Annotated in this window: 20 protein-coding genes; 10 read left to right on the forward strand and 10 right to left on the reverse strand. The window is 50.3% G+C overall.

All coding sequences use genetic code 11. The features are described from left to right. Nucleotides 1-250 precede the first annotated feature (250 nt). A complete protein-coding gene (locus DESTI_RS14365) occupies nucleotides 251-1468 on the forward strand; it encodes an IS4 family transposase (RefSeq protein ID WP_237671475.1) in 1218 nt (405 codons plus the stop codon). A 515-nt stretch (nucleotides 1469-1983) separates the two neighbouring features. On the opposite strand, the gene DESTI_RS14375 is transcribed toward DESTI_RS14365, so the two are convergent. The 7 genes from DESTI_RS14375 to DESTI_RS14405 all read right to left on the reverse strand — a co-directional run bounded on the left by DESTI_RS14375 (nucleotide 1984) and on the right by DESTI_RS14405 (nucleotide 9668). After that, entirely contained in the window at nucleotides 1984-2589 is a 606-nt protein-coding gene (locus tag DESTI_RS14375; protein ID WP_014810693.1) for a hypothetical protein, read from the reverse strand. Between the two features lie 28 nt (nucleotides 2590-2617). Then, the gene (locus tag DESTI_RS14380; protein ID WP_052316137.1) at nucleotides 2618-3454 is read right to left on the reverse strand and encodes an ABC transporter ATP-binding protein; all 837 of its coding nucleotides are present in this window, start codon (nucleotides 3452-3454) and stop codon (nucleotides 2618-2620) included. 56 nt (nucleotides 3455-3510) lie between these two features. Then, nucleotides 3511-4764: an ABC transporter substrate-binding protein gene (locus DESTI_RS14385; RefSeq protein WP_014810695.1), complete on the reverse strand. Its 1254-nt coding sequence runs from the start codon at nucleotides 4762-4764 to the stop codon at nucleotides 3511-3513. A 97-nt stretch (nucleotides 4765-4861) separates the two neighbouring features. Continuing rightward, the gene (locus DESTI_RS14390) at nucleotides 4862-6016 is read right to left on the reverse strand and encodes a branched-chain amino acid ABC transporter permease (RefSeq protein ID WP_014810696.1); all 1155 of its coding nucleotides are present in this window, start codon (nucleotides 6014-6016) and stop codon (nucleotides 4862-4864) included. Between the two features lie 3 nt (nucleotides 6017-6019). Then, complete coding sequence (locus DESTI_RS14395; protein WP_014810697.1) at nucleotides 6020-6925, reverse strand: branched-chain amino acid ABC transporter permease; 906 nt, start codon at nucleotides 6923-6925, stop codon at nucleotides 6020-6022. Further along, nucleotides 6926-8884: an AMP-binding protein gene (locus DESTI_RS14400; RefSeq protein WP_014810698.1), complete on the reverse strand. Its 1959-nt coding sequence runs from the start codon at nucleotides 8882-8884 to the stop codon at nucleotides 6926-6928. It lies immediately after the preceding gene. Further along, the gene (locus tag DESTI_RS14405; protein ID WP_014810699.1) at nucleotides 8868-9668 is read right to left on the reverse strand and encodes an ABC transporter ATP-binding protein; all 801 of its coding nucleotides are present in this window, start codon (nucleotides 9666-9668) and stop codon (nucleotides 8868-8870) included. Before DESTI_RS14405 ends, DESTI_RS14400 begins: the two co-directional genes overlap by 17 nt. A gap of 757 nt (nucleotides 9669-10425) precedes the next feature. Between DESTI_RS14405 and DESTI_RS14415 the strand changes: the two genes are divergently transcribed. The 3 genes from DESTI_RS14415 to DESTI_RS14425 all read left to right on the forward strand — a co-directional run bounded on the left by DESTI_RS14415 (nucleotide 10426) and on the right by DESTI_RS14425 (nucleotide 14814). Further along, nucleotides 10426-11217, forward strand: coding sequence for an enoyl-CoA hydratase-related protein (locus DESTI_RS14415; protein WP_014810701.1), 792 nt, complete (start codon nucleotides 10426-10428; stop codon nucleotides 11215-11217). An 18-nt stretch (nucleotides 11218-11235) separates the two neighbouring features. Next, complete coding sequence (locus DESTI_RS14420; RefSeq protein ID WP_014810702.1) at nucleotides 11236-12366, forward strand: hydroxymethylglutaryl-CoA lyase-like TIM-barrel protein; 1131 nt, start codon at nucleotides 11236-11238, stop codon at nucleotides 12364-12366. Nucleotides 12367-12867: 501 nt separating this feature from the next. After that, entirely contained in the window at nucleotides 12868-14814 is a 1947-nt protein-coding gene (locus tag DESTI_RS14425; RefSeq protein WP_014810703.1) for an acetoacetate--CoA ligase, read from the forward strand. Nucleotides 14815-15299: 485 nt separating this feature from the next. On the opposite strand, the gene DESTI_RS14430 is transcribed toward DESTI_RS14425, so the two are convergent. The 3 genes from DESTI_RS14430 to DESTI_RS14440 form a co-directional block, all read right to left on the reverse strand. Continuing rightward, nucleotides 15300-15593, reverse strand: coding sequence for a hypothetical protein (locus DESTI_RS14430; protein WP_014810704.1), 294 nt, complete (start codon nucleotides 15591-15593; stop codon nucleotides 15300-15302). A 570-nt stretch (nucleotides 15594-16163) separates the two neighbouring features. Then, the gene (locus DESTI_RS14435; RefSeq protein ID WP_014810706.1) at nucleotides 16164-16685 is read right to left on the reverse strand and encodes a phospholipase D family protein; all 522 of its coding nucleotides are present in this window, start codon (nucleotides 16683-16685) and stop codon (nucleotides 16164-16166) included. Nucleotides 16686-16709: 24 nt separating this feature from the next. After that, nucleotides 16710-17012 carry a hypothetical protein gene (locus tag DESTI_RS14440; RefSeq protein WP_014810707.1) on the reverse strand — a complete coding sequence of 101 codons (303 nt, stop codon included), beginning with the start codon at nucleotides 17010-17012 and terminating at the stop codon, nucleotides 16710-16712. 430 nt (nucleotides 17013-17442) lie between these two features. Here DESTI_RS14440 and rsxC point away from each other — a divergent pair, with 430 nt between their 5' ends. From rsxC to rnfB, 6 genes are all read left to right on the forward strand, one after another. Further along, the gene (gene rsxC / locus DESTI_RS14445) at nucleotides 17443-18753 is read left to right on the forward strand and encodes an electron transport complex subunit RsxC (RefSeq protein WP_014810708.1); all 1311 of its coding nucleotides are present in this window, start codon (nucleotides 17443-17445) and stop codon (nucleotides 18751-18753) included. A 280-nt stretch (nucleotides 18754-19033) separates the two neighbouring features. Then, nucleotides 19034-20065 (forward strand): RnfABCDGE type electron transport complex subunit D, encoded by a 1032-nt coding sequence (locus tag DESTI_RS14450; protein WP_014810709.1) that lies wholly within the window; start codon nucleotides 19034-19036, stop codon nucleotides 20063-20065. Nucleotides 20066-20090: 25 nt separating this feature from the next. Beyond that, on the forward strand, nucleotides 20091-21008 hold the full coding sequence (locus DESTI_RS14455) for an RnfABCDGE type electron transport complex subunit G (protein ID WP_014810710.1): 918 nt from the start codon (nucleotides 20091-20093) through the stop codon (nucleotides 21006-21008). A gap of 1 nt (nucleotide 21009) precedes the next feature. Then, nucleotides 21010-21630, forward strand: a complete 621-nt coding sequence (gene rsxE, locus DESTI_RS14460; RefSeq protein ID WP_014810711.1) for an electron transport complex subunit RsxE — start codon at nucleotides 21010-21012, stop codon at nucleotides 21628-21630. 1 nt (nucleotide 21631) lies between these two features. Beyond that, nucleotides 21632-22585, forward strand: coding sequence for an electron transport complex protein RnfA (locus DESTI_RS31240; RefSeq protein WP_014810712.1), 954 nt, complete (start codon nucleotides 21632-21634; stop codon nucleotides 22583-22585). A gap of 124 nt (nucleotides 22586-22709) precedes the next feature. Next, nucleotides 22710-23636 carry an RnfABCDGE type electron transport complex subunit B gene (gene rnfB / locus DESTI_RS14470; RefSeq protein WP_014810713.1) on the forward strand — a complete coding sequence of 309 codons (927 nt, stop codon included), beginning with the start codon at nucleotides 22710-22712 and terminating at the stop codon, nucleotides 23634-23636. The last annotated feature ends 116 nt before the right edge of the window (nucleotides 23637-23752 follow it).

The raw sequence follows: 23752 nt of genomic DNA on the forward strand, positions 1-23752 counted from the left end.
TTTTCACGTTTAACCTCCGAGAATTCAGAAGGAATTGTGTTGACATGCGGGTAGTTACGCGCGATAAATTCTTTCAAAACAAGCTGCTGAAAGGATTTTATTATGGCACGCATTATGCTTTGAAGAACCATGCCAACTTAGCGCGTACGCTGAAAAATTTCTTCACATTATTCCCGGACAAATCGACCCTTCCAAGAAACGCTCGCCTCAGGACTTTACTCGAAACAGAAAACTCGCCTTTGGAAAGCTTATCACCTTCATCTTGTCCATTGCCGCCAGTGGAAAGGGTAAAGGAGTGGACATGAAATCCGGTGAATTCTTTCGACATGCCAGAATTCTTGGCCTTTGGCCTGACGCCGAGGCGATCCATCGAAGCGCGCTCACCAAGGCGCGCAAAAAGGTGGATTGGAGGATCTTTCGGCAAATACTCGATGATGCGGTTGGTCTGGCTTATGAGTGTTGGCCTAAGAGCCCGAAGGACGAGTGGCATGGTATGTCCACTCATGCGATAGATGGCTCCGACTATACGCTTCCAGCCGCCGATGAGCTCAGGGCCGAGTTTGATCCTGAGAGCGGACTTGGGCAAGCGGGCAAAGGACATTATCCTCAGTGTCTTGTATGCACGCTCTATGACGTCTTCAGACGTCTGCCCATCGCAAGAACTGTGGTCCCGGTGAATTCTTCGGAGCGGGACCAAGCCAAACATCTCCTGCCCCTCGTGCCTGAGGGAAGTGTCTTGCTCCTGGATCGAGGTTACCCAGGATATGAATTTCTCAGCTACCTTTTGGACAAGTTCAAAGGCTATTTCGTGATACGTTGCCCCGCAACGTCCACCTTCGCCACAGTAAAGGAATTCATTCGGAGCGGGAAGAGCGAAGCCGAAATCGTGATTCCTCCGACATCGAACTATCTCAGCCAGGTGACGGCTGAACAACGAAAGGCCGCCAAGCCCATCAGAGTGAGAGTCATCAGACTGTCCAATCCTGACGGAACCCTCTCGGTTCTCCTGACGAATCTTTACGACAAGGTGGAGTTTCCGAGACAGGAGATCACTGACCTCTATTTCAGGCGATGGGAAATCGAGAGCTATTTCCGGGATGAAAAGATTGGGCTCGAAATCGAAAAATTTCATGGCAAAACCTGCAACAGCGTCCTGCAAGAACTCTTTGCAGCTGCGATCATGGCTGTGATCTCAAGAACTCTCATGGCCATTTCCACCCAGTTACTCGGTGGAGAGCTCGGAGAACCTCAGTTCAAGAATGCGGTCATGACGCTCGCGTCTGAAGCCGCCGTGCTCGCCGCAGACGATCCTGAAAGAGCCATCGAAATCTTTCAGGATATTCTCAAAGAAATCTATCGTGTCAAATACTATCGACCAAACAGTCAGCGACCACCCCAACCAAGGGTGAACAAGCAAAGCAAAAACAAATGGCTTTACCGCAGGTACAAAAATGTCCCCGCAGCTTAAGTCAACAGCATTGCGCCGGCCTCCGTGCCGGCGAACAATTCACCGAACAAATCAATAAGTTCTCGCCGGCAGGGACGCCGGCGCTACTGATTCTTCCCATAGCAGGCATTGGATTCCATCAAGACTTTCGATAACCGCTATAGATTGTCCCATTTGCGGATCAGCCGTTCCTCTGGAACTCAAAAATCCTTAATTTGACCCATTTGCCGGCGATGAATCGCCGGCAAATTATCTTCTGTTCCTCTGGAACAAACGGCCAAATGGAGCCTAAGTTAGCGCCTATGCCCTCTACCCCCTTTACCCCTTCTTTATTAGAGGGAGAAATGGAGGGATTTTGAATGCAAATTGCTGTCAACTGCTGTGCAGCAAAAAGCTGATAAAAAAAGACGGCCCATATGAGCCGCCTCTTTTCCAAACCTACACGAAACCGGGAACGTTCTTGATCGCCTTCCTTACCGGTACTCTTCTGGAGCGGAAGGGACTCCCGAGAACACCGTTACTGCGGTTTCTTCGGACTACTTCTTTGGTTTTTCCGGATTTTCCCATTTCCCGGAAAAAGTTACCTGATGTTCTTTATCTTTTGCATCTTTGAAGAGTGCTGTTCCACCCGAGACAGTAATGGGGAAATCAAAGTCCCCGACGGTTTCCCACCATTTCTTGGCGAGTGCTCCGGCGGAGGTCTTCATTTCCTGGATTCTCGATACGTTTCCGGCTCCCACCATGAGACTGCTTATAGTCGGAAGCGCCTCGTTCGTCACCACGACTTTGAGTTGATTAGTCTTGCCGGCAGGAATCCAAGAATCCTCATATGCAAAAGCCGTATTCACGTCGAATCCGTCAAATGATACGGTGAAGGTCATTTCATCGAGCATGACGGGCTCTTTGTTCGGATTCTTGATGTTGAAGATGTAAGCCATATTCAGTATGGAACCAACCGGGAGGTCCTTTCCTGTGTCTTTCTCATCCTTGTAACCGACCCGAGGTTTTGCAAAAAATGGCTGAATGCTTGCCACTTCAACGCGATCGAGCGTAATTTTAGGATTTTCAAAAGCAGTGGCAGGCAAAACGGCAAAACCGAAGAGAGCCACGAACAAACCGAAAACTGTCAAACACTTAATCATTTTCCCTCCTACCCCTGAGCGGGGAGTCTTAGGCTAACCAGCGTTTTCGTCGTTTGTAGTGCTTGACCTCTCTGAAGCTCTTTCTTCCGCCAACATCCGTAAGGCCGAGGTAGAAATCCCGAATATCGGGGTTTTCTTTGAGCTTCTCGGAAGTGTCATCCATTACGATGCGGCCGTTTTCCATCACATAAGCATGAGGAGCTACTGTCAAAGCGAGTTTGACGTTCTGTTCCACAAGAAGAATAGGAATCTTTTCTTCCCGGTTAAGTCTCTGAATAATCTCGAAGATCTCTTTAATGAGAAGAGGAGCAAGCCCCATGGAAGGTTCGTCAAGCAGCATCAGTTTCGGCTGAGCCATCATCGCTCTTCCAATGACGCACATCTGCTGTTCACCGCCACTGACGAATCCGGCCATTATGTTCCGTCGTTCTTTCAGTCTCGGAAAATAGTGGTACACCATGTCCAGCCGCTCTTTTAGTCCTGAGGGTCTCAGGTGGCCTCCGACCATGAGGTTTTCTTCGACTGTGAGGTGCTCGAATACGCGTCTTCCCTCGATAATCTGGAAGATCCCGCGCCTGGAGATCTCCTCAGCCGGCAATTTATGGATGCGCTCACCCATAAACTCGATGCTGCCGTCTGTCACCTCACCATCTTCATGGTTGAGCAGTCCGGAAATTGCCTTCAGGGTTGTGCTCTTACCAGCGCCATTCGCCCCCAGGAGTGCCACAATTCCACCTTCCGGAATCTTTATGGAAACGCCTTTCAGGACGAGTATGACCTCGTGGTACCTGACTTCAATATTGTTGATCTTCAGGATTTCATTATTCTCGGACACAAACCTTCTCCCTTTTCTCCTGACGCCCATATGAGTGATACGGCTTTTCTGCGGGTGGCAGAATGCCGCCCCAGCCATTCATCAATCTACCATCCGAGCCAGCTCTGCCATTTGTCAGGAAATTTTTCCTTCATGTTGATCTTCGTGAAAAACGTTATTTTTCCGTCCTTAATGGTGTAGAGCAAAGAAACAGGGCTGGGCCTGTGGTCGGTGCTCGTGATCGTGGTGGGCGGACGACCGAGAGCGTTTTCTTTGTCGAAAGGATACCAATCCTTCAGCGATTCCAGGGCTCCCTTGATGCTAGGGCCGCTGAGCTTGCCCGCTTTGTCGGCTCGCTGTAGACCCGCGCATGCAAGAGAAACTTTCACCCATGCCTGGACGGTTCTGATGTCTCTTTTTTCGAGGGGAACGTCGGGATTCACTTTCTTGGTGTATTCGATCACCTTGTCCATGTAAGGAACGTCATCGCCGAGGAAAGCGCAGGCTGCACAACCGATCACGCCTTCACCGGCAGGACCGGTCATTCTGACGAGGTTTTTGTCGAAGCCCCAGTTATTCATGATATGATCTGCTTCCAATTGCAGAGCATATGCATCTTTGATAGCAGTGGCTACCGACATGGTGGTATTGCCGTGCCAAATGACGTTTGCTCCCTCACCCTTTGCTCCCAAGACCTGGCTTTTGGCATCCAAAGCCGTCAATGACACGTCTTGGTCTTTCACGACTTCTATACCCAGAAGTGCGGCCTGATCTTTGATTGCCTTGATCGGTGCACTCGAGTAAGGAGCGGCAAACATGTAGAAACATGCCAGTTTCGGTTTCTGTCCTGCTTCTCTGGCCTTTTTCCATTTGTCGCTTTTTTTCCAGACTTCCTCGTACCACGCCGTAAGGGCTGCTCTGGCATTAGTGGAATAGTCAGTGCTGTAAATGAAATTGTACGGGGTCTTAGCCGGATCGCACAAATGACCGGATAGGGAGTCCGAGATGGTGACCATTTGATCCTTATTGACTGTCGGAGAGAGAGCTTCCGTGTCTCCTGTACCCCACTGAAGCAGCATGTTGACTTTGTCTTGGCTTTTGAATCTCTTGTACAACGTGTGGGCTTCCGGAATTCTGTACCCGTAATCCTGCAGAATCAATTTAACTTTTTTGCCGTTAATGCCTCCGCTGTCATTCACGTACGTAAAGGCTTCCCGTATACCAAGAGCGGCATCTTTTCCCACGTCTGAAGTTGCGCCGGTAAGGTCGTTTATGGACCCCACCTTGATCTCGTCTGCAGAAAAGGCATTCGAGCAAAAAATCAGCATTATTCCGAAACATACAAACAGGATTCGTTTCATCTTGTCACTCCTCGCTCTTTTTGGTTGCACGTCCAACATGTTCCACTTCCGCCTCTAGGATAAAAGCCTGTCACCTCCTTCCGGTTGCTGTCTCAAACTATTTCCCCGTATATGAGAACGGCCAAAGGTTGAAATAATTTTTTAGTTGCCAATATCGATAGCTGAGCCCGTTGGGTTCGTATATGAGGAAAAAGATGATAGCGAGTCCAAAGGCGGATTCTTTAAAGAAAATGAATTTCGTGGTCATCCAACCAAGACTGGGATACGATTCCATAAGCATGTCGCTTGCCCCCAAAACCGCCATCTCGAGGAACTTGAAAACCAACACAACGAATGCCGAACCAAAAACCAGTCCCTGGATGCTGCCAACACCTCCAATGAGAATAATGCCGACCCAGAGCAGCGAATAAAACCATTCATAATGCTCGGGACTGACGAAAGAAAGTGTGCTCACATAGAACGAACCGGCAATCCCGGCAAAAAAACCTGCAACAAAAAAGGCCAACAATTTGTAGCCTACAATGTTGACGCCCATGGTTTCCGCCGCAATATCGTTGTCCCGAATTGCAATCCAGGCGCGACCGATCTTGGATCGAAGCAAATTGCCCGTTGCCACGAGACACAAAGCGACAAGCAACACTGAGAAATAGTAAAGCTTCATGTCCCCGGAGATTTCCCACGATCCGAGCATTGATGACTCATCAATTGCGATAGGGCCGATCTTAATCGTTCCCGGAGGAATGGAAAAAGCTTGGCCGCGACCTCCGATTTGGCTCACATATTGTGTGATCACGAGAGGAACGGTGATCCATTGTGCTGCCATGGTAGTCATGATGAGATAGAATCCTTTGACGCGAGCCGAAGGAAGTCCAAAAAGAACAGACCACAATCCGGCAGCAAAACCTGCTGTTATCATGCTAATCGGATAAGCCAATCCCGCGTCTACCATGAATTGAGGCCAGGGGATAAACAAGACCATCATGGCGCTGCAGTACGCACCGACTGCCACGAATGCTGCGTGCCCGAGGGTGATTTGCCCGCAGTACCCGATGAGAAGCTGAACGCCGAGGGCGGCCAGAATGTAGTAGTTGATGGTGTAAGCGACTGAGAGCCACTGAGAGTCGAAGAATGCCGGAAAACTCACCAGCACGAGCACCATAAAGATCATCTTGGCTTTGATGAACGGAGTGCGCCACCATTTCTGATCTTCACCATAGTTCTCGAAGTACTGACCGCAGGGAAGATAACTCATGAACTACACCCTTTCTATTCGTTCCCAACCCCACAGCCCATAGGGTTTGAACAACAAGAAGATGACCATGAAGATGAAAGGAGCGATTTCCTTAATGCCGCCCGGAAAATAGTAGTCCAGGTAACCGCCTGTAAGGTTTTGCAGCACCCCTATCGTAATCCCACCTACGATTGCGCCTGGTACAGAGTTTAGCCCTCCGAAAACCACGACCGGGAGAACCAGAAGCCCCAGAGAGCTTACCGAATAGTTCAGACCGTTAATGTTGCCGAGGAGTGTGCCCCCGACTCCGGCAGCCATAAAGGCAATACCCCATGCCAGAGCGTAAACGAATTTTGCGCTCACCCCTAAAGAGAGAGCTGCCATTTCGTCATCCGCGCAGGCCTGCATGGATAAGCCCCAGCGGGTGTACTTGAAAAAGCATATGAACATTACCATGAGTACCAGCGCCGCAACAAAACTCCACAAATAGACGCGGCCGATGGCAATTCCGAATATCACCAATGGTTCGATCGGAAACACCTGGGGAAGAAACACCTGGGTATCCGTATCCCAGATGATGAACACCATGCCTTTGAAAAAGAACGACAGCCCCACGGTCACCATGATGACCGCCAGAATGGGCTCTCCGATCATTTTTCTCAGAAAAACGCGTTCCGTAAGCAACCCAAGGATAAGCCCGATGAACAGTGTGCCTATGAGCGCAAGAATAAAGGCATAGGTTACCGGCATAGCAGTCACGAATCGCTGATAGAATGCAAGACAGACATAACCGCCTATCAGCGTCAGCTCTCCCATGGCAAGATTCAGCACGCCGGAACATTTGTAAATGAGCACCCAACCGAGCGCCAGGACCGCAAAGATAGAGCCCAGCATAACTCCCGTAATTGCCAGTTGCAGAAAGAGGTCCATCTACTTCTTTCCTCCTCCCTCGCCAACATCCTGAAGCCTTATGTCAGCCTTTATTTCAACTACTCGGCCATCTTCGTACGTGATATTGGTCTCCATGTGGAGTATTTCGTCATTGGAATACAGTGCTCCAATGATATCTTTGTAACGATTCTCGACGAACGCCCGACGAATCTTTCTTGTTCTCGTCAACTCATCGTCGTCGGCATCGAATTCTTTGTAGAGATTTGCAAAGCGACGGATCTTGGCTGAATCCGGGAGAGTTCGGTTCACTTCTCGTATGGATTTTTCCACGAGATTGTAGACCTGGGGTATCTGCGATAATTCGGTGTAGCTGGTGTAGTTAATGCCGTTATCTTCAGCCCATTTTCCCACCGTTGCGTAATCGATACACAAAATGGCAGTGACATACGGTCTCTGATGCCCAACGATGAGTGCATCCTTCAGATACGGGCTGAATTTCAAGCGTGCTTCCAGGAATTGCGGTGAAAACTTCCGGGCATCGTTCAAAATCATAATATCTTTGGAGCGGTCAAAGACCACCAGGTGACCGTCCTCGTCGATGAATCCGGTGTCTCCCGAGTACAACCATCCATCTTTCAACGTCTTCTCGGTTTCTTCGGGCATTTTGTAGTAACCGATGAACACGGATGGACTCTTGGAGACGATCTCGTCAGTCTCGGTGATCTTCACCTCGGTTTCCGGTATGGGAGTGCCCACAGTATCGAACTTGATGTCGCCGTCCCTGTGAACTACCGAAATACCCGCGATTTCCGTCTGGCCGTAAATCTGTTTCAGGTTGACGCCTATTGCATGAAAGAATCTGAAGTGGTCAGGCCCCATTGCTGCACCGCCCGTATATGCGTGACGAATATGGCTTAACCCGAGGTGATCCCTGATCTTCTTGTAACAAGCCAGATCCGCTAACTTACGAAGCGCTTGCCAATATACGGGCACCGGTTTCTTCTCGAATTTGAACTCCGCAGTGACATAGCCTATCTGCATGGACCAATCAAAAATCTTGCGCTTCAGCCATGAAGCGTCAAGGTGTTTTACCTGTATGCTTCTGGTGTACTGTTCGTACAGCCGAGGCGGCGCAAACATCACATGAGGCCCGATCTCTCTTACGTTATGTTGGGCAGTCTCGGGCTCTTCAGGGAAATTGATCGTGAATCCTATCTGGAGACCGCATGAAATAGACATCATCTGTTCGCCGATCCACGCGAATGGGAGATAGGAGACAAAGTCATCACTCGGGGTGCACGGGTCCACCCTCATGAGGTTCCGCCCCATGGTAAGCATGTTGTAATGCGTAAGTAATGCACCCTTTGGAACAGAGGTGGTTCCCGAGGTATAGAACAGGAGACATACGTCTTGACCTTTTCCCCTGCTCACCAACTTTTCGAATAATCCGGGATCCTCCTTGTCCTTTTTTCTCCCCAGTTCCCGGACCTCATCGAGGCTGATGAGCATGGGATCGTCGTAATGGCGCATTCCCTTGGGATCGTCCCAGATGATCTTCTTGAGTTTTGGGCATTGGTCCCGGATGGCCAGGGCTTTGTCCACCTCTTCCTGGCCTTCTGCCACATAGAATTTCGAGTCCGAGTGGTCGACAATGTATTGCACTTCATCCATGAGGCAGTCCTGAAAGAGCCATACGCCGATACCGCCTCCACACATTGCCGCCATTTCCGTCCATAGAGCTTCCGGTCTGTTGTCCCCGATCATGATGACTTTGTCTCCTGATTCGAGGCCCAGCTCTATCAGACCGAGAGTTATTTCTTTCACATTTTCAAGGTACTGACGCCAAGTCACGGGGCGCCAGATGCCATATTCCTTCTCGCGCATGGCAACCTTGCCATCCCCGAATTTGGTCGCCTGTCGGACGAGGAGTTTGGGTAAAGTCAAATCATCGGTAATATCAATCTCACCTGGATAGCGCTCTTTACCTGCGGCTGACATAGAGATCCTCCACCTCACCCAAATAGGCCTTGATGACTTCCGGGTTTTCCTGTACTTCCGCAGGGGTTCCGTCAGCTATTTTCACACCGAAATTGAGAACCATCACTCGGTCGGACAGGTCCATAACGACCCCCATATCGTGTTCCACAAGGACACAGGTGGTTTTCCACCGTTCGTCCTCATTGATATCCACAATGAATCGCGCCATGTCTTCGACTTCTTCCAGGTTTAACCCTGCTAAAGGCTCGTCCAGAAGGATGATTTCGGGTTGGACGGCCAGAGCCCTGGCGAGCTCGATTCGTTTCTGCATGCCGTACGGGAGCATGCCTGTGACCTCGTTGCGGACGGACTCAATCTCGAGCAGATCTATTATTTCTTCTTCGATAAATTTCCGTGCTCTTATTTCTTCGTGACGGGTGCCACCCCAGTAAAACACCGATCCCAGCAATCCGGATCTCAGGTGCAGATGCCGCCCGAGACGAATATTGTCAAGGACGGTCATTCCTCCGAAAAGCTCTATTTTTTGGAAGGTCCTGGATAACCCCAGCGCAGCCCGTCGATGGGGAGAGTAGCCGGTGATATCGAGGCCTTTTAAGAAGAGTTGGCCCTTCTTGGGCTGGTAAAGACCGTTGATACAGTTCATCATACATGTCTTACCGGCTCCGTTCGGCCCGATGATGGAGAAGATCTCACCTTTCCTGACCTGAAAGCTCACATTGGTTAACGCGGCTACACCATGGAAGGACAGGAAGACGTTTTTCGCCTCTAGCATGACTTCCGACATTCAGAATCCCCTTTGCGAAATCCGCAATAAAACTGGAACTATTGCGCATCTATGGCCACACTGATCTGGGGTGAATAGCTGGGGGCTCCTTTCAGAGCTCTAAATCGTTGAATTTTTTGCCGACCGCATGAGATGAGGCATTCGACAATAACAAAAGCTGTCACTTCGGTCAAGCTGAACCTCGCAAAAACAATCCGAATCGATGAATAGCTTCTTAGTGAGGGTAAGCCTCTCGATAGCATGCCGAATCTGATCGGAGCGTCTTGCCCCCAGATGAAAACCACATCGAAGGAGTGCAGTCTTCCCAATGATGAACACCTGCATTCCTTTAAGCTGCGCGGGTATGCCTCCCCCGCATAGGACATGGCGGGCGCACCTCTCCCTCAGAGAGTTTTGCGAGCACCATGTGGCACGTATAGATCGGATCAGTCACGTATATCCGCTAAGTGCGCTAGTTGTTTTGCTGTTGTTCAGTAAGGACGTTAGACGACAGCTTCACGAGGCATTGCCGGGGCCACGCGAAGCAGGGAGTCATTAAGCCTTCATCTGATCATCATGAATAAACTCATATTGAAAAGTCAAGACGAAAAGTGTATGAATGTTGTTGCATTCGGGTTAACCGCCATTCAGGCATCGTTCGATGTTCGCCGAGGTTAATGCGTCGTTCTTGCTTCAATAATTCGCGACAAATTTTACTGAACAATTCAGAGCCGGCCCGACAGCCCCTCAACTTTCGGGCTTTGTGGAGGAAGTAGGGATGGGAGGACAGGACAGTCTCTTACGAGAACTTCACGACGGGATCATGGTGCTTACCATCAATCGGCCGGAAGCGTTGAACTGCTTTGACATGTCGCTTCTTGCCACCTTCGGCAAGGCAGTGGAGGAGATTGCTTTCGATCGTGACGTCAAAGTCGTGATCGTGACCGGTTCCACAGAGGGTAAGAATGCCTTCAGCACCGGAGCGGATCTGAAAGAGCGGGCCGGTATGACTCCGGATCAGGTGATGATTTATATCCGGACGATTCGCAACCTTTTCACCGCTGTCGAGGAACTTCCGAAACCCGTCATAGCCGCGGTGAACGGATATGCCTTCGGCGGAGGTCTTGAGCTCGCGCTCGCGTGCGATATACGCATTGCCGCATCCGGAGCAATTGTCGGGTTGACTGAAACCAGTCTAGCCATAATCCCCGGAGCCGGAGGTACTCAGAGACTTCCTCGGGTCGTAGGAATTCCGAGGGCGAAAGAGATGATATTCAGGGCCAGAAGAATTTCCGCGCAGGAAGGACTGGAAATAGGCCTGTTCCTCGAAGTGGTGGAACCGGACCGCCTCTTGGATAGATCCCTCGAACTGGCGCGTGAAATCGCGGCAAACGGTCCTGTCGCTCTTGCCCAAGCAAAGTACGCGATCAACAAGGGTGCTGAAGTAAGCCTGCCAATGGGATTGGCTATCGAATCGAATGCTTACGCAGTTACAATCCCCACCAAAGATAGAACAGAAGGGCTGACTGCTTTTCGAGAGAAAAGAAAACCGGTTTATACCGGAGAATAGAGCAAGGAGGAGCGCTGTATGCCGGCTTATGAGTTGAGCTATCCCAGGAAAGTTCAAGTTAATGACATCACCGTTCGCGACGGATTTCAGCACGAAGAGATCTGGATTCCGACCGATGCCAAGTTGTTCTATCTGGAAGAGCTGATCCTCTGCGGGATAAAGCACCTGGAAGTCACCAATTTCGGCAACCCTGCCCTGATGCCTCAGTTCAAAGACTCGGACGAGCTGTTCAAACGGCTAAGAGATTCCAAGAAACTGTCCCGCGCAGGGGTGAACTGGAATGACGTGACACTTACAGCCATAACGATCAGAGAAAAATCCGTGGACCGCGCCATTGTTGCGAAACAAGAGGGTTGGGGGCCAGATCGTGTTCTTATGATGGTTTCTACGGACGAGCAGCATCATTTCGCGAATTCTGGAACCACACTCCCCAATTACTGGGATGAGGCCAAGCGATGCATCGAAAAGACCCGCGCTGCGGGAATCAAAATGTGCGGCACGGTCTCCACCATCTGGGGATCCCCCATTTCAGGCCCGACGGAACTCTCCGAGGCGGTTGAATTCACCAAACGATGGCTCGATATCGGAGCATCGGACATAGAGCACGCGGACCACGACGGAAGCGCTCCACCGGATCAGGTGTACAGATATTTCTCCATGATTCTGGATGAAATACCTGACAAAAAGCTCCATATAGCGCATTTCCACGTAACTCGCGGATGGGGACTGGCGAACGTTTTGGCAGCGCTTCAGGCGGGCATTGAAATCTTTGAAGGAACTCTCGGCGGTCTGGGCGGACAGCCGGCCAACTTCCTGGACAGAGTACCCGTTGGAGGTACAGGTGCATATTACTATCGTGACCCGAACGTGGTAGGACTCCAATCGATAGAGGACATGGCGGTCATGATGGATGAGATGAAAATTGATACGGGCATAGACGTGGACAGATTATTAGATCTGGGATCGATGATGGAAAAGACCATAGGGCGTAGACTGAGATCGGAATCCATTCTGAACCGCCGTATTCCCAAAGCTCCTCGTGAAGAATTCAAACGGAAAGGATTGGAAGAAATCAAGAAGAAGCTGGGCGAGGCTCCCGGACAGAAATTTCCGGCAGATTGGCCTGAAAAATCACAGTACAAAGGTTGATCGTTCGGGCCGAAAGCATGTGCCCGAATAAAGGCCGAAGTGCGAACGTTCTACAGCGGGTACCAGGATTCGAAAATTCTTCCGTTCTATAAGCAAATGTCAGTACTTTTCTCCGATTGCGAACAACACTTCTCGAAGTTGATTCAGCCGGCCTCTGGAGGCTGTCTCAAAAGTCTCGAATTCAGGAGAAATCGTGCCACGATTCTCCATCGCAGTAGGGGCAGACCTGTGTGTCTGACCTCATTTGGGCGGACCCGCAGGTCCGCCCCTACACTCAGGCCGGATGAGAAATACGTGCCGCGATCTGAGGTAAATTTCGATTTTTTAGACTGTTTTTCGGTGCCGGCGCATTTTTTCAAAACCTTCGACCAGTTCGGCTCGGCAGAGATGCCGGGCCCTACCGTTTCCTTATAAAGGGTAGAGTGTTCAAAAGGTCAGAAATTATATCAACTGCCATACACTGACAAAGCATTTTCCTATGCCAACAAAGGAGATTCGAGCATGCCCCCACTTTGGAAACCGTCTCAGGAGAGAATCGATAACGCGAATATCACACGATTCATAAAAATCGTAAATGATAAATACAAGTTAGATATCAAGCAGTATTCCGAACTTTACCAGTGGTCTGTCACCAATCGAGCGGACTTCTGGGCGGAAGTATGGGAATTTGGAGGTGTCATAGCCTCTAAACCCTGGGAAAAAGTGCTTGAGGATTCTCCCTCTATGATCGGGGCTAAATGGTTTCTTGGGGCGCGGCTCAATTTTGCGGAAAACCTCTTGAGATTCCGTGACAATGAGATCGCGATTATTTTCAGGGGGGAAGGCCTTCCCTCCACCCGTATCACCTATGCCGAGTTGTACGACAACGTAGCGCGAATGGCCAAGTCGCTGAGAGACGCAGGCGTTAAGACGGGAGATCGGGTAGCCGGTTACGTGCCCAATATGACCGAAACCATCATTGCTATGCTCGCTGCCACGAGTATAGGAGCTATTTGGTCGTCGTGTTCTCCTGATTTCGGTATCAAGGGGGTGCTCGACAGATTCGGCCAGATCGAACCGAAGATTCTTTTTACTGCCAACGGTTATTACTACAATGGCAAAGCCCATGATTCATTGGAAAGAATTTCCGGCATTCTGAAAGAATTGCCCAGCATCGAAAAAGTAGTGGTCATACCGTATACGGAGGAACGAGCCGATATCAGTAAGGTTCCCAATTCCGTCCATTACCGGGATTTCATCTCACCTGCGCAAGGTCTTGAGATCGAATTCGAGCAACTCCCCTTCGATCATCCGTTGTACATCATGTATTCCTCGGGTACCACCGGGTTGCCCAAATGTATGGTGCACGGAGCCGGTGGAACCTTAATGCAGCATCTCAAAGAGCATCTTTTGCACGTGGATCTCAAGAGAGAAGATAACATTTACTACTTCACCACATGCGGCTGGATGATGTGGAACTGGTTGGCCAGTGCGCTTGCGGTTGGAGCCACAGTTCTTCTCTACGATGGATCTCCGTTTTATCCTGACAGCGGCGCCATTTTTCAACTGGCAGAAGATGAAAAGATGACGATTTTCGGCACCAGTGCCCGGTATATCGCCGGAGTGGAAAAATCGGGACTTAAACCGGGAGAGAAGTTCGATCTGAGCAATCTCAAGACCATGTGCTCCACCGGTTCACCATTGTCGGAAGAATCCTTTCAATTTGTGTATAGGGACGTGAAGCAGGACATTGATCTGGCTTCCATATCCGGCGGGACTGACATTATTTCGTGTTTTGCTCTGGGTTGCCCGATTCTACCCGTGTACGAAGGTGAACTCCAATGCCGCGGACTGGGTATGAAAGTGGAGGCATACGACTTCAGAGGAAATTCCGTGATAGGTCAGCAAGGTGAACTCGTGTGCTCAGCGAGTTTTCCCTGTATGCCAATCTATTTCTGGAACGATCCCGATTTTTCAAAATACAAGAAAGCCTATTTCGATGTGTATCCCAATGTATGGCATCACGGAGATTTCATAGAGATCACCGAGCACGGTGGCGTAAAGATCTTCGGTCGCTCGGATGCGACGCTGAATCCATCCGGAGTCCGGATCGGCACGGCAGAAATCTACCGCGTTGTGGAAGCCATAGAGGAAATCTCCGACAGTATCGTTGTGGGACAGAACTGGGAAAATGATGTTCGAGTTATTTTGTTTGTTAAAACGGCAGCAAACGCGGTTCTTGACGATAATCTGAAGAATAAGATCAAGAAACTGATTCGTGAAAATACGACTCCAAGACATGTGCCGGCTTTGATACTTCCGGTTTCGGATATTCCCTGCACCTTGAACGGAAAAAAAGTCGAGCTCGCTGTGCGCAATGTGCTGGAAGGGAAACCCGTAACAAATAAAGATGCCTTGGCAAATCCGGAGGCCCTGGATCAATTCGCGAATATTCCGGAACTCTCGTGAGGCCAATCAAAAGCAGTAAGATTTGGGGCATATGAGCTAACTTAACGTATTTTGGGTCGGTTGTTCCGGAGGAACAACTGAAATAGGTCGGCGATTCATCGCCGGTTAAGGAAAAACCTAATGATTTTCGAGTCCCGGAGGGACGGCTGACACTATATCAGTTGCCAAAATTAGTGACCGATTGAAGATTAGGAAGATTGGTAGGTGCCGTGCCCCCGTGCCGGCACATCTTAAATATGATCAATGATATCGATAGAATGGACCGGCAGGGACGCCGGTCCCTACCAATATCCAGTAGTTCACACGAGAGATAAACGACAGAATTTTTGGCACTGACTATAAATTCCCGGCAATGAATTACCGGGCTATTTTCTCTAGTCCCTGCGGGACAAAGAATTATAGCAAAGTTAGGACGAATGAAGGTTCGGGGAAAAACTTCTTACAAGAAGGGTTTCCCCGATCTTCTCCTCTAACTGAGCAATGGTTCATGGTTCAAAATAGAGGGGCTCGCCGAGTTCTTTCAGGCTGAAGTTGGCCAGGATGTGATGTCCGTCATAATCGAGGATGCGCAGATCGTCCTGCTGATGCAAGTCCCCCATAATGATGTTGTAGTGTTTCCCGTACTTCTGCTTGACCGTGTCCACCGGAACTTCGAATGCCACGAACTTCTTGATTCCCTTGGTCGCAAGCTTGCTCACCAGGGTCTCGTTCATAAGGGAATCGTACGAGGTCAAGAGCAGAATGGGACCGGAACCGGTGACGAAGATTCCCGCTTTCATATGACTCCCTCCTTGTGCTGAGGACGAATTACTTCGTCATGGGAAAAGGGTTAGCGAGAACTCCACTTACAATTACATTATACCACTTTGAACCTGAAACAATGATCTTTTGGAAGAATTCACTTATTAGCAGTTGCCAAAATTAGTGTCCGACTGAAGATTAGGAACGTTGGTGGGTGCCGTGCCTCCGTGCCGGCACATCATAAATATAATCAATGATATCAACAGAATGAACCAGGAGAGAGACTGTCTCAAAATTCTCGAATGCACAAAAAGCGTGCCACGATTCATCATCCTTGTAGGGGTCCCGCGAACACGCGGGATGCCTGCCCTCCCACAATGACCGGCACGGAGGCCGGTCACTACTGGGCACCCACGAGGGGCGCCCCTACAATCAGGCCGTGAAGATGATCAGGACTTCGTGCCACGATCTAGGAGAAATTTCGATTTTTGAGACACTTTCGGGACGCGGGACGCCGTCCCCCACTAGTATCTTGTATTGGAGCATGGCATAAACGTCAGAATTTTTGTCAATCGCTATAAGCACGATTCTGTTAAAGGAGTCTTTGCTCAAGCAGCAGGGGCGGGGCATAAATCGCGGAGGCCGCACTTGGGGCAGTGCCCTCCCATCCAGATGAAATCGAAGTACTCGAGAAACTGAGCGGTCTCCTGCGCGGTTTCATAGAGGAACCCGATCTCGAAGTTTCGTTTCACTGCCGACTTGGCACCAATACCGGCACCGGTAAGATTGGGACTCCCCACAAAGGCAACTCTGCCGTCGACGATGTAGATCTTGGCATGCATGCGAATACAATGAAGAAATTCCACGCCTGCACTCAGAGTTCCTTTCTTGTCAATGTGATCGTATCGTTCACGAAACGGCTTGGAAGGAAGCTCCGCGTGTATGATGCGAAACCCCACCCCCCGGTTCACCAGCAGAGCCATAAGATCCGGAAAGGAGATGAATTTTCTTTGATAGAGAAGACCGGTCGCTTTCACGTTCGCAGTTGCTATCCAGACGAATTCCCGTGCGGACGCAAGGTACTTTTGCGTGAACTGTTCGTAAATCTGTCGCTCGGTCAGTAATTTCATGAGCCCTTCAGGTTAAGGCTGCATCTATTCGTATGGTTCGGCACGAGCCCAGGCCCCGCGCTCTTCGAGATCCTTATCCAGCTCGAGATCGAGTCGCGCTGCAGCCATCATTTTGGAGCCATCGTGCTCGACGGTTAATCGCCAGAGTCTCACGAGTCCGCGTTTCGCAAGATTCCGCATGGCCTGCTCCGCTTCTTCTATTTCGGATGCTTCGGCCGATCGCGGATCTTTTACCACACCCCGGGTTGCCACCCAGCCCGGGCCGTTTACTCTGTCGAGAATTATGTCTTCGAGGCTGCTTTGTAGAGGTTGTTGACCTTTTTCCATAATTTACCCCTGTTGAATCGCGTTATTGAGCTGCGAAATGTTTCCGATCGAGAGGAAATTGAATCTCGCTGCTTTTTCAGTAAGAACCATTTCTTGTGCAAAAGCAAGAACCCGAAAGACGCTTACAGTAACTCTTTGGCATCAGAAACTAATGAGACAACAGAAGGTGAGTGTCGTTAACCGAGGCTCCTCATTCAGGAGCGCTCGGCGTCGGGAATTACTTCTTGACAGGTTAGGAATACCCGACTATTCTATAAGGCCGTATCATGGCTCACGAACATGGGAAAAAGCAGCCCACGGCACGAGGGCTAAACATAATCCACCACAGTCGATCCTGCAGGTAGTACGAAATTCGGCGTCAGAAAACTCGTGTGTGTACCGGAGCGCACGGATTTTTCGCGATCTGCATGATTAATCACGAAGAGGAAACATGGCCGGAAATACTTTCCCAAAGGGCGGAATTCACCCTGAAGAACATAAGGAACTGACCGAACATCTCTCCATCGAAGAGATGCCTGCTCCCGCTCAGGTTGTTCTCCCGTTGTCCATGCACTTCGGGGCTCCTGCAAAACCTGTCGTGAAGAAAAAACAGGAAGTGGCCGAAGGCGAGGTAATTGCCACAGTTGAAAAGGCATTGGGCGCAACAATCCACTCCAGTGTCACAGGGACGGTAAGAGCGATCGAATCCCGGCCTCATCCCACCATGGTGAGGTGCGATGCCGTCATAATCGATAGGGATCCCTCTGCAGCGCCTCGTCGGTATGAGCCGGAAGACTGGGAAAAACTGACCAGAGAGCAGCTCCTCGCACGAGTGAAAGATGCAGGAATCGTGGGTCTTGGCGGCGCAGGATTTCCCACTCACGTGAAGCTTTCCCCTCCCCCCACCGCAAAAGTGGACACCCTGGTGCTCAATGGTGCGGAATGTGAACCCTATCTGACCACAGATCATCGGCTCATGTTAGAGCATCCTGAAAAGGTTGTGGAAGGGACCAAGGTTCTGCTGAAAATCCTGGGCATCAAAAAGGCTGTTATCGGAATAGAGTTGAACAAAGCCGATGCCATTAACGTCATGACCAAGGCGGCACAGAAGGCCTCGAAGGAGATTGCCGTCCAAGGTATGCAGGTGAAGTATCCGCAGGGCTCTGAAAAACAGTTGATCTATTCGTTGACTCACCGCTCCGTGCCGGGAGGAGGACTTCCCTTCGACGTGGGTGTCATAGTGCAGAATATTTCTACCACGCTCGCGGTGTTTGAGGCTGCGAGCATGCAAAAGCCGCTTTATGAAAAAGTGGTCACTTTTTCAGGCCGCGCACTCAATCGTCAGGCGAACCTGAAGGTAAAAGTCGGAACCGTTTTGTCCGATGTCGTGGATTATCTCGGAGGCACACAAGATCTCCTGAAAATCGTTTCGGGCGGCCCGATGATGGGATTCGCCATATCCAGCATGGAAGTGCCTGTCACCAAGACTACGTCGGGAGTGCTCTTCCTGAACAGTAAAGAAACCAGCATCGATCCTCACGGGCCCTGTATTCACTGCGGCTGGTGCATGCAAGCCTGTCCGATGGGCCTGTCTCCGAAAGAAGTCGGTATATATGTCGAGGCCGGAAAAGGCCACTTGACTGAGAAATTTGGTGTATTTGATTGCTTCGAATGCGGGTGCTGTGCCTACGTGTGTCCGGCGAAACGCCCGCTTGTCCAGTTCGCCAGGCTGGCCAAAATAGCCATCAAGAAACATGGATAAACAATTCCAATTCCTTCGCTCTATGTGACAGATGGAGCGAAGGGAAAGGGATTTTTTTGCGTTGCGGGCGTGGGCTTTGCCTGGTGCACGCACGTTTGGATATGTCATAGCGATTTCATAATTCCGGCGTAACGTTTCTCGGGGCGCCCAATCTTTTGAGTGTCCCGGAAGATTCCTTGTGAATCGTCTCTTATGGATATGGCGATTCCACCGGCTGCTTGAGCGATTACGTCCGGGGGAGGATAGGACAATCGAAACGCAAGATCCAAAGAATCCGCAAATGGAACCCCATTGGGCCGTTTCGGTATCTCCTCACATTAGAATGGGGAAAACCACTGCCGGCATCATGTGGACCGTACTCGCATCGCTTATACCTGCGATGCTGCTCTCCGTGTATGTGTTCGGCCTGAGGGGATTGTTGGTCACGCTTGTGAGCGTGATCTCATGTATGGCTGTAGAAGCGATTTCTCAAAAAGCGCTGGGCAGACCGGTCTCAGTCAGCGATGGAAGCGCCGCCTTAACCGGAGTGCTCATGGCTTTCGTGATCCCGCCCGGTGTGCCGTATTGGATGCCGATCATCGGTGCTGTTGCCGCGATTTTCATCAACAAAGAGTTGATGGGCGGAATCGGGTTCAACATCTGGAACCCGGCACTCGTCGGTCGAGCTATTCTCACTGCGGCCTTCCCGGTGTACATGACAACCGCCTGGATTGCTCCTATTGACTGGTCGAAATCCGGTCTGGGGGCTTATGTGAGCGGTTTGGATGCCGTATCCACCGCAACGCCGCTGCAAGTACTCAAGCAGTACGGCTTTTCCGCTCTCACGCAACAATTCGGCGATCTGACCACCATTTACCAGAATTTCTTTCTGGGAATTCGACCCGGTTGTATCGGTGAAACCTCCGCATTGCTGATTCTGCTTGGCGGTCTGTTTCTCATGATCCGGGGCATCATCACTTGGCACATACCTGTTTCCACCATTGCAACCGTTGCAATTCTCTCCTGGACTTTCGGCGGAGAAACATGGTTTTCAGGTCAGCCGCTGGTGCACGTGCTCTCCGGTGGACTCATGCTGGGTGCTTTCTATATGGCCACCGATTACGTGACATCCCCGGCGGTTAAATCTGCTCAGATTGTGTTCGGTATCGGCGTCGGCGCATTGACGGTACTCATACGTTTGAAAGGCGGTTACCCTGAGGGAGTGGCGTATTCGATCCTGCTCATGAACTGCCTTACACCGAGTCTGGATGAGTGGTTTAAACCCCAGAGATTTGCACCGCCTAAACAGGCTCCCGTCGCGGCCGTGAAGTAGGTGTTACGGTGGAAAAGAGGCTTCTATGAAAGAAATCATAAAGATTACAACGAGCTTGACTGCCATTTGTGTCGCTGCTGCACTCATACTTGGGGCTGTATTTGCGAAGACCGAACACGCTCGTAAAGAGATTGAAGAGAAGATGCAACAGGAGACCATCCAATCGCTCCTGGGGTTCGGCCCCGGCAAGAAGATTCCTGAGTCTCTCAAGATCTATGCAGTGTACCGATACGTCGTCAATAGTCCTAAAGGAACTGTCCTTGGCTACGTTATTCCTCTAAAGGACAAAGGATTCTCTCTGATTCTCGTCGATCTCGAGGGAAAACCGGTGCGAGTCTTACCCATCAAAGCGGATGCTACCGCCATTGCCGACAGAGGCCAGCGGGACGCTGTTGTGAGTGAATTGGTGGGGAAAGACTCTAATGCAACATATGCGGACACCTTTTACGTTGCGGAAGAAGGCGGCAAGAGGTTGGGATATGTTGTGCCCGGTGTCACTCAGGGATTCAAGACGTTTATCAATCTGATGGTCTCACTTAATCCCGATTTCACGCTGACCGGTATCGAAATCGTACGGTCTGAAGAAGACCCGGGTCTCGGCGATGAGATCAAGAAAGATTTTTTCAAAAACCAGTTCGACGGAAAATCGCTGGAATCGGTAAAGACGTTGAAAGTGGTGAAAGAGCCGATACCTTCGGACTATTTCCCCGTACTTGAACCGGAAAAGGCCAAAAAGCAGGGTATCAAACCTGAAGAATTGGCACAGATAAAAGAAAAACATTTGAAGGACGACATCTATGCGTTGACTGGAGCCACCATTTCGAGTCGAGCCGTGACCGAGGGTGTCAAAAACACGGTGAGAAAATTCGTGTACCGCCTCGGAATCCTCACGGATGCGCTGAAGCAGGAAAAGGTTCCGGCAGCTTTTTTAGGGGAGGTTTAAGGTGAACAGAAATCTGACGCTCTTATGGAATGGGCTCATCCCTGAGAATCCGATTTTTCGTTTGGCCTTGAGCCTGTGTCCCGCAGTCGCTGTTACGACTTCCATAGAAAACGGGCTCCTTCTCGGCATCGCGGTTATTTTCGTTCAGGTGCTCTCAAGCTGCACAGTCGCGATATTCCGCCCGTTCATTCATCCTCGTATCAGGATCCCGGCATACGTCATCGTCATTGCTTTGTGGGTGAGTGTTATCGATATGATCCTGCCGGTGTTTTCTCCTGAAGCGTATAAGAAAGTCGAACTTTTCGTAAAGCTTATCGTGGTCTTCGCGATCATCATTTCTCGATTGGAGCTGTTCGCATCCAAGGAGCCTCTGGTTCCGTCCTTCTTTGACGGTCTCGGGATGGGTATCGGATTCACCTTCGGACTGTGTCTGACCGGCGCAATTCGGGAATTCTTCGGAGCAGGACAGCTTCTCGGCTATGATATCCTCGGATTCAAGCCATTGCTGGTCATGATATTGCCTGCTGGTGGATTTTTCGTCATTGGCTTCATTATGGCGGCATTCAACTGGATAGAGTACAAGCTCACGGGTAAAATCCCGGCTTCAGGAGGAGGCCACTAATATGAACTTTTCGCGAAATTTTGTCAGAGCCGCTTTGGTTGCCATAGCCGTATTGATGATGGCCGCCCCTGTTTTAGCTGAAACCGCTGGATCAGGATCCTTCAAAAGCGATACGGAGATCGAGCTCAATTTCGGTGTGCCCGTCGACGAAAGTTGGGCCAAAAACACCAGCAATTACACAGTGTTCGAGAAACAAGATCCTGACATTCGAATCAATGTCGACAGCGTTGTACTCGGACCTCAAAAGGTCACTGCAATTCTGAAGTTCAAAGACCCCCTGAACCTCTCCAGCCAATTCGTTATCGAAGCGAAAGCTGTGACCGCCGGTGGAAAGGTTATGGGCGATAAGGATTTCTTGATCAAGAAGAGCCAGATGCAGCTTCTCTTCGGAATCTTTCTCGGCGCAATGCTGATCAATAACTTCGTTTTCACGAAGTATCTCGGACTCTGCATATTTTTCGGCGTTTCCCAGAAGAAGGAAACAGCCATCGGCATGGGTGTTACGTTCACCGTGGTTATGGTGTTGAGCGCAATTATCAGTTGGTTCTTGTATGCATATGTTTTGCAGGTCCTTCACTTGAGCTTTCTAAAAATCATCGTGTTCATCGGCACGGTGGCCATTTTTGTTCAGGCGATGGATACCATATTGAGAAAGATCAATCCATACCTGTTCAAGAAGCTGGGCGTCTATCTCGTGTTGATCACCACGAACTGCATCATCCTTGCAGTACCGTTGATCAATGCGGATAGCCATTACAACGCGTTTGAGAGCCTTACTCTGGGATTGGGAGCAGGCATTGGATTTGCCTTGGCACTGTTCCTTATGGCATCGGTGAGGGAAAAACTGGAAGTCGCGAGGGTCCCTCCGACATACAAGGGACTCCCGATTGCGTTCATAGTGACCGGATTATTTGCTTTGGCATTTCTCGGTTTTTCCGGTCTGTCGATTTTCTAGCAGCCGATCTCCATGCGATTGATTTCTTGAGATCGACGCGTTATGATTGGTTGTTCACAAATAACCTAATCTACAAACAAACATAATTGCAGACCCGTTTCTGCGATATGTGAGGTGGCTACACATGGAGAACGTCTGGACTATCGCCTTTTGGGGCATCGCATTCTTTGCAATTTTCGGTATCGTGTGCGGAGGGGCTCTTGCTTACGCGGCTCAGCGCTTTGCAGTGAAAGTAGATCCCAAGATCGAGGCGGTGAGAGCCTGTTTACCCGGAGCTAACTGCGGCGCCTGTGGATACGCAGGATGCGAATCCTATGCCGAGGCGGTGGTTACCGATCCCGCTTGTCCGCCGGGCAAATGTGCTCCCGGAAAGCAGGAAGTTGCGGAAAAAGTCGCAGGGATTACCGGTAAGAGCGCCGGCGCAGCCAGTGCGGTCATTTCGGTGCTTCGTTGCTCCCGAAATGATGGCGAAGTCAAGAAGAAACACGAATATGTGGGATTCGATACCTGCCAGGCCGCTTCCATAGCGTTTGGCGGCCCATACGAGTGTGATTTCGCTTGCGTGGGCTATGGCGATTGCGAAGCTGCATGTCCGTTCCATGCCATTCACATGAAAGACGGAATGCCGGTGATCGATCCTGAAGCGTGCACGGGTTGCGGTGTCTGCATCAAGACGTGCCCGAAACAGGTCCTCCAGTTGCTGCCGAAAGACGCTCCGGCGTACGTGCCCTGCAGCAGCAAGGATTCCGGCAAAGCCGTGAGTAATGTTTGCAAGGCAGGTTGCATCCACTGCGGAGCATGCACTCGTAAGGCAAAAGATGTGGTCAATATGATCAATGACCGCATAGAAGTGGACTACGAGAAATTCGATGAAGACATGGCCAAAGCATGTGTGTGGTCGTGCAACCGTCAGTTCATCTTCCGGTACCTCGACCCGCAGCGCCAGGCAAAAGCCGTTGAAGAGATAAAGGCAGAACAGGCCGCGAAGAAAGCTGCTGCTGCTAAGAAAGCCGCTGCTGCCGAAACTAAAGAGGCGGCTGCCGAAGCTTAATTTCTAAGAACCTGTTTAGATATTTCTAGAATGAGAATCGGGAAGAGACTCCTTACAAGAAGTCTCTTCCCGATTTTATTTTATGCATGTGGATGCAAGATCGTGCCACGATTCTC

Source organism: Desulfomonile tiedjei DSM 6799 (assembly GCF_000266945.1).
GTDB lineage: Bacteria > Desulfobacterota > Desulfomonilia > Desulfomonilales > Desulfomonilaceae > Desulfomonile > Desulfomonile tiedjei.

Bases quoted from the DNA above. Each gene is read 5' to 3' on its own strand.
- DESTI_RS14375 (WP_014810693.1), bottom strand. From the start codon at position 2,589: ATGATTAAGTGTTTGACAGTTTTCGGTTTGTTCGTGGCTCTCTTCGGT.
- DESTI_RS14380 (WP_052316137.1), bottom strand. From the start codon at position 3,454: ATGGGCGTCAGGAGAAAAGGGAGAAGGTTTGTGTCCGAGAATAATGAA.
- DESTI_RS14385 (WP_014810695.1), bottom strand. From the start codon at position 4,764: ATGAAACGAATCCTGTTTGTATGTTTCGGAATAATGCTGATTTTTTGC.
- DESTI_RS14390 (WP_014810696.1), bottom strand. From the start codon at position 6,016: ATGAGTTATCTTCCCTGCGGTCAGTACTTCGAGAACTATGGTGAAGAT.
- DESTI_RS14395 (WP_014810697.1), bottom strand. From the start codon at position 6,925: ATGGACCTCTTTCTGCAACTGGCAATTACGGGAGTTATGCTGGGCTCT.
- DESTI_RS14400 (WP_014810698.1), bottom strand. From the start codon at position 8,884: ATGTCAGCCGCAGGTAAAGAGCGCTATCCAGGTGAGATTGATATTACC.
- DESTI_RS14405 (WP_014810699.1), bottom strand. From the start codon at position 9,668: ATGTCGGAAGTCATGCTAGAGGCGAAAAACGTCTTCCTGTCCTTCCAT.
- DESTI_RS14415 (WP_014810701.1), top strand. From the start codon at position 10,426: ATGGGAGGACAGGACAGTCTCTTACGAGAACTTCACGACGGGATCATG.
- DESTI_RS14420 (WP_014810702.1), top strand. From the start codon at position 11,236: ATGCCGGCTTATGAGTTGAGCTATCCCAGGAAAGTTCAAGTTAATGAC.
- DESTI_RS14425 (WP_014810703.1), top strand. From the start codon at position 12,868: ATGCCCCCACTTTGGAAACCGTCTCAGGAGAGAATCGATAACGCGAAT.
- DESTI_RS14430 (WP_014810704.1), bottom strand. From the start codon at position 15,593: ATGAAAGCGGGAATCTTCGTCACCGGTTCCGGTCCCATTCTGCTCTTG.
- DESTI_RS14435 (WP_014810706.1), bottom strand. From the start codon at position 16,685: ATGAAATTACTGACCGAGCGACAGATTTACGAACAGTTCACGCAAAAG.
- DESTI_RS14440 (WP_014810707.1), bottom strand. From the start codon at position 17,012: ATGGAAAAAGGTCAACAACCTCTACAAAGCAGCCTCGAAGACATAATT.
- rsxC (WP_014810708.1), top strand. From the start codon at position 17,443: ATGGCCGGAAATACTTTCCCAAAGGGCGGAATTCACCCTGAAGAACAT.
- DESTI_RS14450 (WP_014810709.1), top strand. From the start codon at position 19,034: ATGGAACCCCATTGGGCCGTTTCGGTATCTCCTCACATTAGAATGGGG.
- DESTI_RS14455 (WP_014810710.1), top strand. From the start codon at position 20,091: ATGAAAGAAATCATAAAGATTACAACGAGCTTGACTGCCATTTGTGTC.
- DESTI_RS31240 (WP_014810712.1), top strand. From the start codon at position 21,632: ATGAACTTTTCGCGAAATTTTGTCAGAGCCGCTTTGGTTGCCATAGCC.
- rnfB (WP_014810713.1), top strand. From the start codon at position 22,710: ATGGAGAACGTCTGGACTATCGCCTTTTGGGGCATCGCATTCTTTGCA.